17 protein-coding genes are annotated in these 14,895 nt (G+C 40.7%); 14 read left to right on the top strand and 3 right to left on the bottom strand.

Features of this window, described 5'->3' with window-relative positions:
* The 3 genes from KHB02_RS14245 to KHB02_RS14255 all read right to left on the bottom strand — a co-directional run.
* Nucleotides 1-353: hypothetical protein (locus KHB02_RS14245; protein ID WP_241113861.1), on the bottom strand; the 353-nt coding region annotated here is incomplete at its 3' end.
* 99 nt (nt 354-452) lie between these two features.
* Nucleotides 453-839, bottom strand: a complete 387-nt coding sequence (locus tag KHB02_RS14250; RefSeq protein WP_213144697.1) for a type II secretion system protein — start codon at nt 837-839, stop codon at nt 453-455.
* A 9-nt stretch (nt 840-848) separates the two neighbouring features.
* A complete protein-coding gene (locus tag KHB02_RS14255) occupies nt 849-1,379 on the bottom strand; it encodes a prepilin-type N-terminal cleavage/methylation domain-containing protein (RefSeq protein ID WP_213144698.1) in 531 nt (176 codons plus the stop codon).
* Nucleotides 1,380-1,539: 160 nt separating this feature from the next.
* Between KHB02_RS14255 and KHB02_RS14260 the strand changes: the two genes are divergently transcribed.
* The 14 genes from KHB02_RS14260 to KHB02_RS14325 all read left to right on the top strand — a co-directional run.
* Nucleotides 1,540-2,316 carry a hypothetical protein gene (locus tag KHB02_RS14260; RefSeq protein WP_213144699.1) on the top strand — a complete coding sequence of 259 codons (777 nt, stop codon included), beginning with the start codon at nt 1,540-1,542 and terminating at the stop codon, nt 2,314-2,316.
* 42 nt (nt 2,317-2,358) lie between these two features.
* Nucleotides 2,359-3,663 (top strand): G5 domain-containing protein, encoded by a 1,305-nt coding sequence (locus KHB02_RS14265; RefSeq protein ID WP_213144700.1) that lies wholly within the window; start codon nt 2,359-2,361, stop codon nt 3,661-3,663.
* A gap of 15 nt (nt 3,664-3,678) precedes the next feature.
* Nucleotides 3,679-5,340, top strand: coding sequence for a GspE/PulE family protein (locus KHB02_RS14270; protein ID WP_213144701.1), 1,662 nt, complete (start codon nt 3,679-3,681; stop codon nt 5,338-5,340).
* Nucleotides 5,341-5,352: 12 nt separating this feature from the next.
* Nucleotides 5,353-6,402, top strand: coding sequence for a type IV pilus twitching motility protein PilT (locus KHB02_RS14275; RefSeq protein WP_213145283.1), 1,050 nt, complete (start codon nt 5,353-5,355; stop codon nt 6,400-6,402).
* Nucleotides 6,395-7,600 carry a type II secretion system F family protein gene (locus tag KHB02_RS14280; protein WP_213144702.1) on the top strand — a complete coding sequence of 402 codons (1,206 nt, stop codon included), beginning with the start codon at nt 6,395-6,397 and terminating at the stop codon, nt 7,598-7,600. The genes KHB02_RS14275 and KHB02_RS14280 overlap by 8 nt, the downstream gene beginning before the upstream one ends.
* Nucleotides 7,601-7,741: 141 nt before the next feature.
* A complete protein-coding gene (locus KHB02_RS29790; RefSeq protein ID WP_277398257.1) occupies nt 7,742-8,176 on the top strand; it encodes a prepilin-type N-terminal cleavage/methylation domain-containing protein in 435 nt (144 codons plus the stop codon).
* Nucleotides 8,176-8,928: a prepilin peptidase gene (locus KHB02_RS14290; protein ID WP_213145285.1), complete on the top strand. Its 753-nt coding sequence runs from the start codon at nt 8,176-8,178 to the stop codon at nt 8,926-8,928. Before KHB02_RS29790 ends, KHB02_RS14290 begins: the two co-directional genes overlap by 1 nt.
* Before the next feature lie 18 nt (nt 8,929-8,946).
* Nucleotides 8,947-9,942 carry a type IV pilus biogenesis protein PilM gene (gene pilM, locus KHB02_RS14295; RefSeq protein ID WP_213144703.1) on the top strand — a complete coding sequence of 332 codons (996 nt, stop codon included), beginning with the start codon at nt 8,947-8,949 and terminating at the stop codon, nt 9,940-9,942.
* On the top strand, nt 9,942-10,745 hold the full coding sequence (locus KHB02_RS14300) for a PilN domain-containing protein (RefSeq protein WP_213144704.1): 804 nt from the start codon (nt 9,942-9,944) through the stop codon (nt 10,743-10,745). The genes pilM and KHB02_RS14300 overlap by 1 nt, the downstream gene beginning before the upstream one ends.
* The gene (pilO, locus tag KHB02_RS14305; protein WP_213144705.1) at nt 10,742-11,584 is read left to right on the top strand and encodes a type 4a pilus biogenesis protein PilO; all 843 of its coding nucleotides are present in this window, start codon (nt 10,742-10,744) and stop codon (nt 11,582-11,584) included. The genes KHB02_RS14300 and pilO overlap by 4 nt, the downstream gene beginning before the upstream one ends.
* Nucleotides 11,585-11,715: 131 nt before the next feature.
* Complete coding sequence (locus KHB02_RS14310) at nt 11,716-12,780, top strand: SPOR domain-containing protein (RefSeq protein WP_213144706.1); 1,065 nt, start codon at nt 11,716-11,718, stop codon at nt 12,778-12,780.
* A gap of 238 nt (nt 12,781-13,018) precedes the next feature.
* Nucleotides 13,019-13,591: a Maf family protein gene (locus KHB02_RS14315; RefSeq protein WP_213144707.1), complete on the top strand. Its 573-nt coding sequence runs from the start codon at nt 13,019-13,021 to the stop codon at nt 13,589-13,591.
* Between the two features lie 43 nt (nt 13,592-13,634).
* Nucleotides 13,635-14,324 (top strand): RadC family protein, encoded by a 690-nt coding sequence (gene radC / locus KHB02_RS14320; RefSeq protein ID WP_213144708.1) that lies wholly within the window; start codon nt 13,635-13,637, stop codon nt 14,322-14,324.
* Nucleotides 14,325-14,473: 149 nt separating this feature from the next.
* Nucleotides 14,474-14,895: rod shape-determining protein (locus KHB02_RS14325; RefSeq protein WP_241113862.1), on the top strand; the 422-nt coding region annotated here is incomplete at its 3' end.

Raw genomic sequence — 14,895 nt, forward strand, 5'->3', positions numbered from 1 at the left:
TTTTTAAAATTTGTATTAGCTGCGAGGGATTCTTGTTGCAGCTGCTTGAATTTTTCGCAGAAACTACGATTGTAGGTTAACACAATTTGCGCATCCGTAATCAATCGGCTTTTATGCTGCAGCATTTCTTGGTCTATTTGTGTTTTTACATCAATAGCGGTTTTCTTTGTGGCTGCCTCTTCCGCTTTGACTACCAGTTGGTTGACAAGGGTCTGATAGTAAGCAATTCCCATTTCCGCTACATCCGTAACCTTGTTGCGATCATCTGTTTTATGAAATTGTTTACTTGCAGTCAGGGTCGCTCCACTGAGTGCGAGTCCAACAATCATAGAAATGGCAATGATGACCAACACAAGGATTAATGTATAACCTTTCTCGCTTTTAATTGGAATCTCCTCCCTTTAATATCTTTTGATTATCGTGTTAGTTTCATAGGTCTGACCTTCTTTGTCTCATAGTGTTATGGTGATTTCTATCGGCTTGTTTGTTTGGTCGATGGTGACATCGCTATTTGTATAAGTTGTTTCTTTGTATGTAATGGTAAAGGCGAGCAATTCCAAATCATCTCGGTTTAATCGATTATTTGCCGTTGTTTCACCGATAAAGGCTTTTTTATCTGTTGAGTTAAAAGATAGCTTATAGGCTGTATTCTTTAAATGGTAGCTTCTTATAGTAGAAATAATCAGATTCGTTTCTCTTTGCAAATCTGTTTTCCCCGATATTTTGGCGAAGTTTTTGTTTATTCCGAAAAAAACACTAAATATTATGTAAGAAATAATCATGAGGATAGCTAATACGGCTAATATTTCAACTAATGTCATTCCCTTCTGATTATTCATTTCGTCAGCTCACTTTCGAATATAGGTGTGGGTTTCAGTATGGCTTGCTGCATTATTAGGATCGATGACCATTACCTTAAATTTGATTAATTTTATGTATGTATTTTTAGAAGGATCAGTGTCATTAACCGTAAGTGTATCATTAGAGATAATCGTGCTGACACTATAATTGGTGGTAATCGTTTTTTTGAGTAGCGATTCAAGCTCACCCTTATCCTTTAGTAAAAATGTTCCATTTGCGGGCTGCATATTAGAATTTACAGCTCCGGTACCATCTGTAATCGGTGTTGTATAGAGTACTATTCCATTTATGTCTTTTAAAGGCAGCCTTAATGATTCCCGTGTAACGTTCTCCTCTATCATATTCACAACCATTTGGGCGGTTTGGAGGGTACCCAATTTTTGCTCACTTTTCTTGGTAAACATAGCTGATTGGGTAAAAAAACCTAATAGGGATGTCAGGAAAATGGAAAGTAGGACTATGGATATAAGAACTTCCACTAATGTTAGCCCTCTTTGGCTTTTGAAATTTTCCAGCATAAAAAATTCTCCGCCTTCTTTTAAAATATATAATAGTATTATACAATAATTAGTAGTCGAAATTTGTATAAATTTTGAAGTTAGTAACGAAAAAATGTATTTTTTTGGAATATTATGTTGTTTAAAAGGATAATAGATGGATAGATTAGGGGACAAATAGATGCAAATGATAATTTGGGCCTTTGGGTCTATGTTGTTAACTTTACTTGTACTAACAATATTGAGAATTGGCCTTACCTTAAAAGGGAAATTGCTGATTGCTTTGGCAGCATTTGTTATTGCCCTAGGCGGGAATGCAGCGATTTCTACCTTCCCATTGTGGCAGACTGCATTAATGCTGCTGTTGCTCATTTTTCTGATTGCCTATGTACTTGATGCTCGAATGGGGCCGGCAATCTATCAAAAGACTTCCGTTTTTGCAGATGAATTTGATTCGTTAGTAGAATTGGAACAGCCAGGACAAGAGATAAGTGCTATGGAAATAAAACAGCAAGATCTATTGCCTAAATCCACTCTTGGAAAACTTGTTAAAGCTTCGGAGATGGCAGAACTCAATTCGTTTGTTCCATACAGGGAAGACGCTTCTGATATTAAAGAAGAGAATATATCCTTCCTGCTAGATCGAGAAACAGAAGAAGTAGTAGACCATGCTGAGATATTGGACTCACCAGAAGGGTATATGTCTGAGCTCGAAAGCTTGCTGGAGTTGGAAACACAGGTAGATACAGAGCCTCAGGAAGTTGAAGGATGGGACAAAATTCCTGATCATCCCGTTGAAATTCCAGATGAGGCATTAGTAGTAGTGGATGAGGAGGCTCCTTTAGATGATGCACTATTGGAGTTTTTAAGTGCTGATCGTGAGGAGGCTGCAGCAGTACATTCAGAAGATACACTTAAGGAATTAGAGTTAGACAAAAAGCTTAGCTTGAGCAAATAAATACCCATTCTATATAGGCAGTGATGAGGGGAGACATAAGATTTGGGTAAAAATAAACAAATGTTTAAATTGTTTGTAGTGCTTTTTTTCAGCACGGCATTTATTTTCAGCTTCTCCCATTTTGGTGCCAAGGCATTTGAAAGCATGTCAAACGCCGACGGTAAGTATTCTGAAGGGACAACAGTCGGATCGATGGATGTATCTGGGAAGACGCCAGATGAAGCATTGTCCTTGCTCGAAGAACAGTATGTCAATTGGGTGAAAGATACTTCAATGGAGATGCAATATGGAGAAAAAACGGCATCTTTTGACTTGAATTTGTTTGCATTAGATACTAATACAACAGTTGCCTCGATCAAAGAAGGGCAAAGCAATCCGATTTACCTTTCGATTGATAAAGAACAGGTGGAGGAACAGCTGCAAACCTTATTTCCACAAATGAAATTAGCGGATTATGATTTGGGAAAGCTTACTCAAAGTTTAAATGAAAAAGCAGCCAATTTCCAGACGGGTACCCATTCCTTTAATCTTTATAATGATTTCCTACTGGCTGACCATATCGATAAGGATGCAGTCATTAACGTGGCGACTGTAAAAACAACTAATCTCTCTAATCTTCAAACCATTATTGATAAAAATATAAAAATGGAAATACCGGAGAATGGGACAGTCTCTTTATTGGAATTTGCAAAAAAGAATCATATCGATAACATTGAAACCCTGAATGTATTGGCAACAGGGATTTACAAAGCGGTTTTGGCTTCTAATTTTACCATCATAGAAAGAAATATCAGCATCCATCTTCCAAATTATGCAGAGTTAGGCTATGAAGCGAAGGTTGATCCGGCAAAAATGGTAGACCTGGCGATTTCTAATCCAAACAAAAGCAACTATTCCATTAATTTTCAAATTGATAATGGCCTGTTAAAGGTAACGTTAAAGGGCCAAAAATTTTTATACGATTATAAAATTACCACAAAAGATGAGCAGAAACTAAAGCCGAAAACGATTGTTCAATATAGTCCAGCCCTTTCCCCTGGGAAGAAAAAAATTCAAACCGCTGGGGAAGAAGGACTAATCATCAAAGTGTATCGTGAAGTGTATCAGGGTGAACAACTTGTCAAAAGTGAGAATATTTCCGAAGACTATTACCCGCCGGTTTATCAGGTGGAGGTTCAGGGGATTACAGCCGCAAACGAGCAGCAAACCTCAACAGCTACAACCAATCAAACAAGTATAGACAACAGCTCTAGTTCAACAAATACCTCTAACCAGGCGCAGTCCACAGCAACCGGGGAACAGCAGGAAAGTGACATATGGGGTAAGCCAAATGAACAACCAAAATAAAAGCAGGGGTATAAAATGAGGCAAACTAGAAAACGACTTGGAAATTTATTAATTGAAGAAGGATTGATTACAGCCGAACAGCTTGAAGCTGCTTTAAAGGATAAAGACCCAAACCAAAAATTAGGTGAGGCTCTTTTGCAAAGAGGCTACCTGACAGAGCAGCAGCTTATCGAAGTGTTGGAGTATCAGCTTGGGATTCCACATGTCAATCTGTTTCAATATTCATTTGATACCAGTCTTTTTTCGCTTATTTCAAAAGAAACAGCACGGCGAAATTTAATTATTCCCTTAAAAAGAGAAGGGAACAAATTATATGTGGCAATGGCCAATCCGATGGACTTCATTGTGATTGATGACCTGCGTTTATCAACTGGATTCCAGATTGAGCCAACCATTGCCACGAAGGATGAAATTCTCCGGACCATCAATAAGTATTATGACGTGGACGACGGATTGGACGAGCTCATGGATGAACTTCCGCAAAATGACCGCGGCCAGTCCGACAACATTACGGATTTAGATTCTCCAATTGTTCGGTTGGTAAACCAGATTTTATCCAATGCCGTTATTCAAAGGGCCAGTGATATCCACATTGACCCGCAGGAAACAAAGGTCATCGTCCGCTACCGGATTGATGGTGTATTAAAGGTGGAACGGGTTTTGCCAAAGAATATGCAAAGTGTGTTGATTGCTAGGATTAAGATTATCTCCAATCTTGATATCACTGAGCATCGAATTCCTCAGGACGGGCGGATTAAATTAAATCTTGATTTTCATCCGGTCGACCTTCGCGTATCAACGCTGCCGACTGTGTATGGCGAAAAGATTGTCATGCGTCTGCTTGATATGGGGTCTACGTTAAACGACCTAAATAAACTGGGCTTTAATGCACTAAACCTTAAACGCTTCAATGAAATGATTGAAAAGCCAACGGGAATTGTTTTAATTACTGGGCCAACCGGCTCTGGGAAATCGTCTACCCTTTATGCGGCACTCAATAAATTGAATAGCGATGAAGTAAATATCATTACGGTTGAGGACCCGGTTGAATACCAATTGGAAGGGATTAATCAGGTTCAAGTCAATCAGAATGTCGGGATGACGTTCGCTGCCGGATTAAGGTCAATACTCCGTCAGGATCCAAATATTATCATGGTCGGGGAGATTCGGGATACGGAAACGGTTGAGGTCGCGATACGAGCCTCTTTAACGGGGCATTTAGTGTTAAGTACCTTACACACAAATGACTCAATTGGGACTGTTACCCGTCTTCTTGATATGGGCGTGGAGCCATTTCTGCTGGCTGCCTCGCTCACTGGGATCGTGTCCCAGCGTCTGGTCCGGAAGGTTTGCCGTGACTGTGCGGAAGTTCAAGAAGCGTCCAAACGGGAAGTAGAAATATTCGCCAAACGCGGAATGAAAATTGATAAAATAACCCGGGGAAAAGGCTGTCCTTCCTGTAATATGACAGGGTATAAAGGCCGAATTGCCATTCATGAGGTACTCGTGATCAATGATGAAATGCGCAGAGTCATGATGAATGGGGAAAGCTTCCAAAAGATGAAGGACATTGCCATTAAAAATAAGACAATCTTTCTAATCGATGATGGTCTTTTGAAAGTAAAACAAGGCCTTTCCACTACAGAAGAAGTTTTACGTGTCGCAATTCCAGAGTAGGAGAACATGATGATGAAGGAAAGAATTGATGCTATTTTAAGATCGGCTATTGAATATAAAGCTTCCGATATTCATTTAACGGTTGGAGTGCCTCCGGTATTTCGGATAAATGGTGAAATAAAACGATATGGTTCAGATAAATTGCTGCCGGACGACACTGAGGCGATGGCAAAAGCGATTATTCCTGAGGATAAGTGGGATTTGTTCAAGGAAAAAGGCGAGCTTGATTTCTCTTATGGTGTTCCGGGCAGTTCAAGGTTCCGTGTCAATGCCTACCATCAGCGGAAAAGTGTTTCTTTGGCACTCAGAGCGGTAGCCTCGAAAACACCAACGATGGAAGAGCTTGATTTACCGGAGATAATTTCTAAATTAGTACAAAAACCACAGGGCTTGATTTTGGTTACAGGGCCAACAGGAAGCGGTAAGTCGACTACCCTTGCTTCCATGATTGATTATATGAACCGCAATATGCGCAAACATATTATTACGCTTGAGGACCCAATCGAGTACCTTCACAGGCATGGTAACTCGATTATCGATCAACGTGAAGTGGGCTATGACACAATGAATTATGCAAGCGGCTTAAAGGCAGCCCTCCGCCAGGATCCGGATGTCATCCTTGTCGGGGAGATGCGTGACCTTGAGACAATCGGTATTGCCATCACGGCCGCGGAAACAGGACACCTTGTGTTAGGGACACTGCATACATCCAGTGCACCGACTACCATTAACCGGATTATTGACGTCTTCCCGCCCGCCCAGCAGCCGCAAATTCGGGTCCAGCTGGCTTCCGTTTTGATAGGAATCATTTCCCAGCGCCTATTCCCGACGGTGGACAAAAAGGGAAGGAAGGCGGCCACGGAAGTCTTAGTCAACAACCCGGCAATAGCCAACTTAATCAGAAATGAAAAGATCCATCAGATTACAAGTACTATGCAAACCTCCCGTGCCCAGGGAATGCATACGCTTGAAATGAGCATCCGCGAATTGATTGAACGCGGCCAGATTGAAAAGGAAGCTGCTTCCCAATATTTACATGAAAAGATGATGATGAATGGCTAAATTTAAATATTCCGGACGCGACCGCAAAGGCAAACGTCAGGGCACCGTTAATGCTGCATCCAAGCGCGAGGCATTGGAGAAGCTAAGGGAACAAGGAATACGTGTCATTGAAATGAATGAAGTACCGGAAACTTTGCTGACAAAGGATATTTCATTCGGAAACCCAGTTAAACTTCAGGACTTTGTTATCTATTTACGGCAGTTTGCCACGCTTATTAAAGCCGGCGTGACAGTTGTTGAGGCAACATCAATCCTTTCTTATCAAACTGAGAGTAAAGCATTGAAGAGGGCGTTATTAGAGGTAGAGCAGGAATTGCGGGAAGGAAATCCTCTTTCAGATGCAGTTTCTAAACATAAAAAGATATTTAACCCTATGTTTGTTAACATGTTAAAAGCAGGTGAAGTCAGCGGTAATTTGGATGTTACGCTTGAGCGACTAGCTGATGACTTTGAAAAACAGCACCATACTAGGCAAAAGGTTGTTTCTGCTCTCACCTATCCAATGGTAGTTGGCGCAATCGCTATACTTGCCGTTATTTTCCTGCTTGTCACGGTAGTTCCTAAATTTGTACAAATGTTTAATGATATGGGTGCAGAGCTACCGGCAATTACTAAATTTGTCCTAAGTGCAAGTAAATTCATGCAATCATTTTGGTGGCTTGTTGCTCTCATTTTTATATTAATTTACTTGTCTTTTATGTTTATGAAAAAGAATATAAAAGCAAAATATTATTTGGATTATGCGCTATTAAGGATGCCGATTTTTGGAAAACTGATGCAAAAAGGGGTATTGGCAAGGATGATGCGGACACTCAGCACCTTATTTTCCAGCTCCGTTCCGATTCTTCAGGCCATGTCGATTATTGAAAAAGTTGTCGAAAATGAGGTCATTTCAAAGGTGATCCGCGAGTCTCGTGTATCTCTTGAAAAGGGTCGGTCAATGACCGAACCGATGAACAAGCACTGGGCCTTTCCTCCGCTTGTCACGCAAATGATTTCAATTGGCGAGGAGACCGGTGCTCTTGATGCGATGTTGGCAAAAATTGCAGAATTCTATGAGAAGGAAGTAGAAACGGCTACTGATAAGCTGAAATCTTTAATCGAGCCGATTATGATCGTATTATTAGCTGGTCTTGTTGGGGTAATTGTCATGGCAATAATGGTGCCAATGTTTAGTATGTATGATCAAATGAGCTGATTTGACATTATTGTACTAAAACGGACAAAAACAAAAAAATAAAGACAAATACTGATAAAAAACTTCTTTTCTGCATCTTACAATTATTGTATACTCATAGTGAAATAATAATAGGTTTTTAGAACCAGAGGGAGAGAAAACATGATTCAATCATTAAAGCAAAAGATGAAGGAACAAAAAGGTTTTACCCTTATTGAATTATTAGCAGTTATCGTTATTTTGGGGATTATCGCCGCTATAGCTATTCCAAGTATTACAAATGTTATTAACAACACCAGGGATAAGGCAAAAGTGGCAGAAGCACTTCAAATTATTGATGCGGCCAGGTTAGCGTATGCTGATGATACTTCAAAAGCATCATGGGGCCCTGGTGACTTAACAGGATATGTTTCAAAACTAAAAGACAATGCATGGACAGTAACGCTTAATAAATCAACTGGTATTTACTCAATTACTAGTCATGATGCAGCAAAAGTAATAACATCGACCTTAACAGAAGCAGAAATAGATGCCGGAACAGCAACAGGTACAACGGTTACAGAAGAACAATTAGCTGCTAAAGCTGATAAAAAGTGATTAATATTTTTTTGATAGTCTATGGCTTAGTTTTTGGTTCTTTTTTTAATGTTATAGGTCTACGTGTTCCATTGAAACAATCAATAGTTAGACCAAGATCAGCATGTCCCACATGTGGACATCAATTAACACCATTAGAACTAATCCCAGTAATATCATATCTGTTTCAAAAAGGGAAATGCCGCGGCTGTCAGTCGCGGATTTCTCCTATATATCCGATTATGGAATTGCTGACGGGAATTTTGTTTGCAGCAGCACCATACTTGGTTGGATGGTCAGGAGAGTTAGTAGTCGCCTTAACACTCATTTCGTTGTTTATGATTATCATTGTTTCAGATATTCATTATATGATCATCCCTGATAAAATTTTAATTTGGTTTGCAGGGATTTTTTTATTGGAACGAATTTTCTTCCCGCTCAATCCTTGGTGGGACAGCCTGGTTGGTGCTGTTACAGGATTTACTCTCCTTTTGGTTATAGCTATAGTCAGCAAGGGCGGTATGGGTTTTGGAGACGTCAAACTTTATGCCGTGCTTGGTTTTGTTTTAGGATTTAAGCTTGTCCTTTTATCCTTCTTTCTATCAACCTTATACGGCGCCGTCATTGGCGGAATGGCCCTTCTATTTAGGATCGTGAACAAACGGCAGCCCATTCCTTTTGGGCCGTTTATTGCCGCAGGAACACTTTCTGCTTACTTTTGGGGATCGAATATAATAAATTTCTATATAGATTTTCTTAATCAAGGATTTTAACTAAGGGGTTTTTTAGATATGGCTTTTTCCCTGTTTACACCCAAAAACCGAATAATCAATCTAGTCCTTAATGACCATTCCATTCGCTGTCTCGAATTAAAGCAAGTAAATCCACCTGCTGCCCAAAAATGGGGAGAGCGATTTCTCCCGCCAGGCATTATTAGCGATGGGAAGATTGTCAAAGCGGAAGCCTTATCTGCAATTTTGGAAGAATGTATTGCTGAATGGAAGATCCAGAGACGGCCAATCCGGTTTATCGTACCGGACCAGCTGGTGATCATTCGGAAGGTATCGATTCCGGCAGATATAGCAGATGATGAGATAAAAGGGTATTTATACCTTGAACTTGGTTCAACGATTCATTTGCCGTTTGAAGAACCGGTATTTGATTATTACCCTCTAACAAACAATGGAAAAACAAAAGATATTCTTCTGTTTGCAGCTCCAGAGCAGTTTGTCATGGAGTATGTGGATTTATTTTCCAATTTAAAACTGAACCCCGTTGCGGCCGATATTTCGCCGCTGGCACTATATCGATTGTTCTATCAACTTGGTATTACAGAACAAGATGAAACGACCATCTCTGTTCAATTTGATCTGACTAGTGTTAATCTGTGTATCTTTGAAGGTTCCGTCCCGGTCGTGATGCGGCCGTTTAATTTTCCATTTGATTTGGATGAATGGGAAATTAAACGGGATAGTTTAGGATCGATGGTTTGCAGGTATGCAGGGGATACAGATGAATTGGCAGACCTGTTTGAAGATATTCTTAAAGAGATTAATAAGTTAATCGATTTTTATCGTTACACCTTAAATAACGAGAATACTGACATCAATCGGATTCTGTTAAGTGGAGATCATCCGATGCTTACTGCCATTACTGATGAGTTGAATGAGAGATTTGACATTCCTGTGGATATCCTTTCACTTGAATACGATGCCACTGATAAACAAAATAGCCTGCCAGCTAATCTATTATTATCTTTAGGTCTTGCTTTAAAAGAGGTGCAATAATGTTAGTTGAAATCAACCTGCTTCCTCAAAAGGAGCCGAGGAAATTTGCCTTTTTTGGTACACTAGCTGGAATTCTTGTGATTTTATTATTGGCTGGCAGCTACTATTATTTTCAAATCAGCTCGGTGAAATCCGATATTGCCTCTGTTAATCGGGAAATTACGATGACAAAAAAGATTCGTGAAGCAGAGGAAAAGAAAAATACGACGGCAGAATCATCAACTTCTGTTAATCAGCTTAAAAGTGCCATTGAATGGGCACATACCTATCCCATTCGGACCATTCCGGTTATGCGTAAGCTTACATCATTGCTGCCGGAGCGGGGATTCATTCAATCCTTTGCTTACACAGAGGCTGGAACCATAACTCTAACCGTTCAGTTTGATAGTCAGCGGGAAGCGGCCTTCTTTTTAAATAATATTCATGAATCAAACTGGATTGAAGATGCTAGCTTAAGTTCTTTAACTGCTGTTGTCCAGAGTGACACAGCAGCCTCGGGCACGCAGGTTGCTTCAACTCAAAGCGGTACTGTTAGCTCCGTTAATCCGAACAGTCAAGTGACGGTTGCCGGAAGCAATACGGAAGGACAAGCTGCGGCCACTACTGGCGCTGCCACAACAACTGCAGCTGTTCAAACGACCACGGCTGGTGGATCTGCTGCTACTAGTACAACTGCAGCAAGTACCCAGGATAGTAATCTCTTGCCGCGTTATACAGCTCAGTTTGAAATCACTCTTAATAAGGATGCTGTTAAGGAGAATATTAAGAAAAGCTGGGATGAGAAGGGAGTGAGCGGATCATGAAACTTGCTATCTCAAAAAGGGACAAATTAATTTTACTGGCCGCTATTCTCTTGTTAGTCTTACTCATTGTTTATGCTCAATTTTTGAAGCTATCTCCTTTACATTCTGACTTAGAAAGCCAACAGCAAACCTTAAAGACAGAGCAAAAGCTTCTTGAAGCTGTGAGCCGGAAAAAGGCAGATAGCTCGATGACGGTTGCTGAGAATACTAGAGAATTGCAGAAAGTGCTGCCTGTTAACCCGTTACAGGAGCAGCTTATTCTGGATTTGGAAAAAGCCGAAGCTGTTTCAAACAGTCAAATTCTTTCGATGGGTTTTTCTAAGGATGGTGCCGTTGCTGCTGCTGAGCCTCAGACAGATTCGCAAGCTGCCGGAAATCAGCAGAGTACTAGCAATCAAGCAAATTCAAACCAGAATACTGGAAGTCAAAGTCAAGGTACGACACCCCAAACTTCGACTACAGCTTCTCAAGGAACAGATGCGAATAGTCAAGCTTCCGGTGATCAAGCTGCTCAGCAGGCGGCAGCACCGGCGTTGAAGAAGCTGACTGTTCAGCTATCTGTTGAAGCGCCAAGCTACGAAGAATTTGAAAAATTTGTTGAAACGCTCGAGACGTTAAAGCGGATCGTGGTGGTGGAAAGCATTAATTATACGGGTAGCAAAGAAGTGACAACGCAACAGGAGGAAACTGAGAAGCTTACTTTTTCATTAACAGTTTCTGCGTTCTATATGCCAGAACTGGCTGACCTTAAGCAGGATTTGCCGAAAATTGATGCCGAAGCCCCCGCGGGTAAAACAAATCCTTTAAGCCAGTTTCCAACTGCTTCAACACAGCCATAGTCTTACTCATGCAAATCAACGAATAATTTGACGAAACTCTAAGATAACAAGACGACAAAAGTCTTGTTATTTTTTTTTGCCGGTATGTTAGGATGGAACATATTACTGTCGAACAGAAAGGAGAACGTAAAGTGGACAAGCCTAAAAAGGGCCATACCATCACGATTAAATTAAATGGAGAAACCAAATCCTTTCGTGAAGAACCCCGAAAAAATGTGCCGGAGCCTAAACCAGAACCTATTCCAAACGAAATAAAAATAGATTCAGAATTACAAGAATCTGAAGGAATCAATGAGGCAGCAGCTGCTCAGGAATCTATCGAAGAAAGCTTTGATTGGATTATTCCGGAATCCTCTGAAAATGATGTAGAGGAATTTACAATAGTCAATTCCCAAAACATTAAAAACAGCAGACCAAAAAAATCTTCAATTTCATTTGCTAGTTTTTCGAACAAAAACAATCGCCGGCCAATTGGATCTATTGTCATTACCGCCGTTTGCGCAATTCTCATTGGCTTAACGATTGGCTTTTTTATGCTTAAGCTAGTCATAACAGAATCCGGTGAAAAGCCTGTCACCGAACCAAATGTAGCTGGAGAAACTGGAAATGAAAAAGAACAAACGGAAACAACAGATAAAACAGCGGCCACTTCGATCGAACAGCTTTCTACTTATGTAGTCCAAGGCGGTGTTTTTACCTCGAAAGCAGGTGCTGAGGATACTGCTAAACAATTAAAGTCTAGAGGTATTCCTTCCGAACAGGTAGAAATCGGCGGAAAGTTTTATTTATTTTTGAGCGTGGCGGATTCGCTTGAAACGGCCAAATCAATAAGTACCAAATATAAAGATAAAGGTGCCGAGGGGGCCTTCGCCAAACCGTTGATGCTAGATGAAAAGAAGCTTTCAAACCTTACAGACAATGAAAAGAGTTTTATCGAATCGCTTCCTAGTATCTATCAATCTCTTTCAACCATGGTTTCTGGTGCGCTCGTATCAAGCAGCGTGTCTGCTGATGCTGGTATAAGTGAAAAACTAAAAATAAACAACATTAAAAACGATAGCATCAACAAAATGAAAACAGAGTTAATGGGTGCTGACGAAAAGGTGAAAGCTTTTCAAAAATCTAAGGATACAAAAAGCTTGGTTGATGCTGAGCAGCATTTACTAAACTTCCTGTCCATTTACAATTCGTTGTAGCATCTTTTGACAAACTAAACTACCGCTCGATATTTTCCGGGAAATTATTGCAAAATAAAGCCTGCCGAATCGACGGCGGGCTTTTTATAGCACACCATTCGGCAAATATTGATAAAAGTTGTATAATCTGACAAATTTCTTCAAAATTTAATAATATAAAAATTGTTTGCACCGCTCTTTTTTGATACGATTAACTTGTATCTCCCTAATGCGTTGCAAAAAAAGGTAAGGTGATAAAATGCAGAACCTCATTTTAGCCTCTTCTTCTCCACGGCGAAAAGAACTTCTAGAAAATCTCCATTTAACATTCACAATTTCAAGCAGTGATGTGGATGAAAGCTTTGACCCCAAGCTTTCTCCGGAAGAAGTCGTAATGGAATTGGCCGAACGCAAGGCACAGGCTGTTTTTAAAGAAAACAGGGATGCCTTTGTGATTGGTTCCGACACGATTGTGGTTGCGAACAATCAAATCTTGGGAAAGCCAGCTGATGAGGCAGAAGCCGTACAAATGTTAAAGACCCTTTCAGGCAGTCAGCATGATGTATTTACAGGTGTTTCAATACTATCTCCAACTAGCTCAACTAAGTTTTATGAAAAAACAGAAGTTTGGTTTTGGGAGTTAACGGATGATGAAATACGGTCATATGTAAAAAGCGGTGAACCGCTTGATAAAGCAGGGGCATATGGCATTCAGCAGCTTGGAAGCATGCTTGTCAAAAAAATCCATGGGGACTATTTTGCGGTTGTCGGCCTGCCGGTTGCAAGAACCAGAAGGGAATTGAAACGGTTAGGCTATCATTTGCCGTACTAATTTTTTCTGGCATTGACTCCCGACACTAAGGGAGGGAAAAGTTATGTCAACCAACACATTAATGATTCGTGATTTCCCACAAGATGAACGGCCAAGAGAACGGTTTATCCAGCATGGCCCGCAAAGTTTATCCAATCACGAGTTAGTTGCAATATTACTTCGGACCGGAACGAAGGATGAATCAGTGCTGCAATTATCGAATCGCCTTTTAACTCATTTTGAAGGTTTAAGGCTGTTAAAAGCGGCCACTTTGGAGGAAATTACCGAAATAAAAGGGATTGGCTCGGCGAAAGCGATACAGCTTCTGGCGGCTGTCGAAATTGGCAGGAGAATTGCCAATTTGGAATATAATGACCGCTATGTAATCCGCTCGCCAGAAGACGGAGCAAAGTATGTCATGAACGATATGCGCTTTCTGTCACAGGAGCATTTTGTCTGCTTGTATTTAAATACCAAGAATCAGGTCATGCATAAACAAACGGTATTTATTGGCAGCTTAAACGCTTCCATCGTTCACCCGCGTGAGGTATATCGGGAGGCATTAAAGCGGTCTGCTGCATCCATCATTGCTCTTCACAATCACCCGTCCGGTGACCCCGCTCCAAGCAGGGAGGACATTGAGGTGACAAAGCGGCTGGTGGAATGCGGGAAAATCATTGGCATCGATCTCCTTGATCATATCATCATCGGAGAAAATAAGTTTGTTAGCTTGAAGGAAAAAGGATATTTGTAATGCTATGATTTTATTTGACGTTAGGCTATAATATTGTTTATGATTTTTTAGGACTGCCTAATTATTTACGTTACAATTATTGGAAGTTTTTACGATAAACACCTGCCTTAGGACAGAGCATTTAGTATCAGAAAGGGAGATACAACGTTATGTTTGGAATTGGAACAAAGGATCTTGGGATAGATTTAGGAACTGCCAACACCCTTGTGTATGTAAAGGGGAAAGGGATTGTCACAAGGGAGCCATCTGTGGTGGCGATGCAGACGGATTCAAAACACATTGTTGCGGTTGGAAATGACGCGAAAAACATGATTGGCCGGACTCCGGGAAATGTGGTTGCCGTTCGTCCGATGAAGGATGGTGTCATTGCTGATTTTGAAACAACAGCTGTCATGATGAAGCATTTATTCCGCGAGGCGCAAAAGAATAAAGGCTTTTTCGCCGGTAAGCCGTATGTAATGGTCTGTGTACCATCAGGGATTACAGCGGTTGAAGAGAGAGCGGTTATTGATGCAACAAGACAAGCGGGAGCAAAGGATGCCTACACGATTGAAGAGCCGTTTGCTGCCGC

The sequence above is a fragment of the Neobacillus citreus genome, assembly GCF_018343545.2.
GTDB lineage: Bacteria > Bacillota > Bacilli > Bacillales > Cytobacillaceae > Neobacillus > Neobacillus citreus.

What these genes read in the sequence shown, in the direction of transcription:
- KHB02_RS14315 (WP_213144707.1), top strand. Translation starts at nt 13,019, where the DNA reads ATGCAGAACCTCATTTTAGCCTCTTCTTCTCCACGGCGAAAAGAACTT.
- KHB02_RS14275 (WP_213145283.1), top strand. Translation starts at nt 5,353, where the DNA reads ATGAAGGAAAGAATTGATGCTATTTTAAGATCGGCTATTGAATATAAA.
- radC (WP_213144708.1), top strand. Translation starts at nt 13,635, where the DNA reads ATGTCAACCAACACATTAATGATTCGTGATTTCCCACAAGATGAACGG.
- pilM (WP_213144703.1), top strand. Translation starts at nt 8,947, where the DNA reads ATGGCTTTTTCCCTGTTTACACCCAAAAACCGAATAATCAATCTAGTC.
- pilO (WP_213144705.1), top strand. Translation starts at nt 10,742, where the DNA reads ATGAAACTTGCTATCTCAAAAAGGGACAAATTAATTTTACTGGCCGCT.
- KHB02_RS14260 (WP_213144699.1), top strand. Translation starts at nt 1,540, where the DNA reads ATGCAAATGATAATTTGGGCCTTTGGGTCTATGTTGTTAACTTTACTT.
- KHB02_RS29790 (WP_277398257.1), top strand. Translation starts at nt 7,742, where the DNA reads ATGATTCAATCATTAAAGCAAAAGATGAAGGAACAAAAAGGTTTTACC.
- KHB02_RS14270 (WP_213144701.1), top strand. Translation starts at nt 3,679, where the DNA reads ATGAGGCAAACTAGAAAACGACTTGGAAATTTATTAATTGAAGAAGGA.
- KHB02_RS14300 (WP_213144704.1), top strand. Translation starts at nt 9,942, where the DNA reads ATGTTAGTTGAAATCAACCTGCTTCCTCAAAAGGAGCCGAGGAAATTT.
- KHB02_RS14250 (WP_213144697.1), bottom strand. Translation starts at nt 839, where the DNA reads ATGAATAATCAGAAGGGAATGACATTAGTTGAAATATTAGCCGTATTA.
- KHB02_RS14280 (WP_213144702.1), top strand. Translation starts at nt 6,395, where the DNA reads ATGGCTAAATTTAAATATTCCGGACGCGACCGCAAAGGCAAACGTCAG.
- KHB02_RS14255 (WP_213144698.1), bottom strand. Translation starts at nt 1,379, where the DNA reads ATGCTGGAAAATTTCAAAAGCCAAAGAGGGCTAACATTAGTGGAAGTT.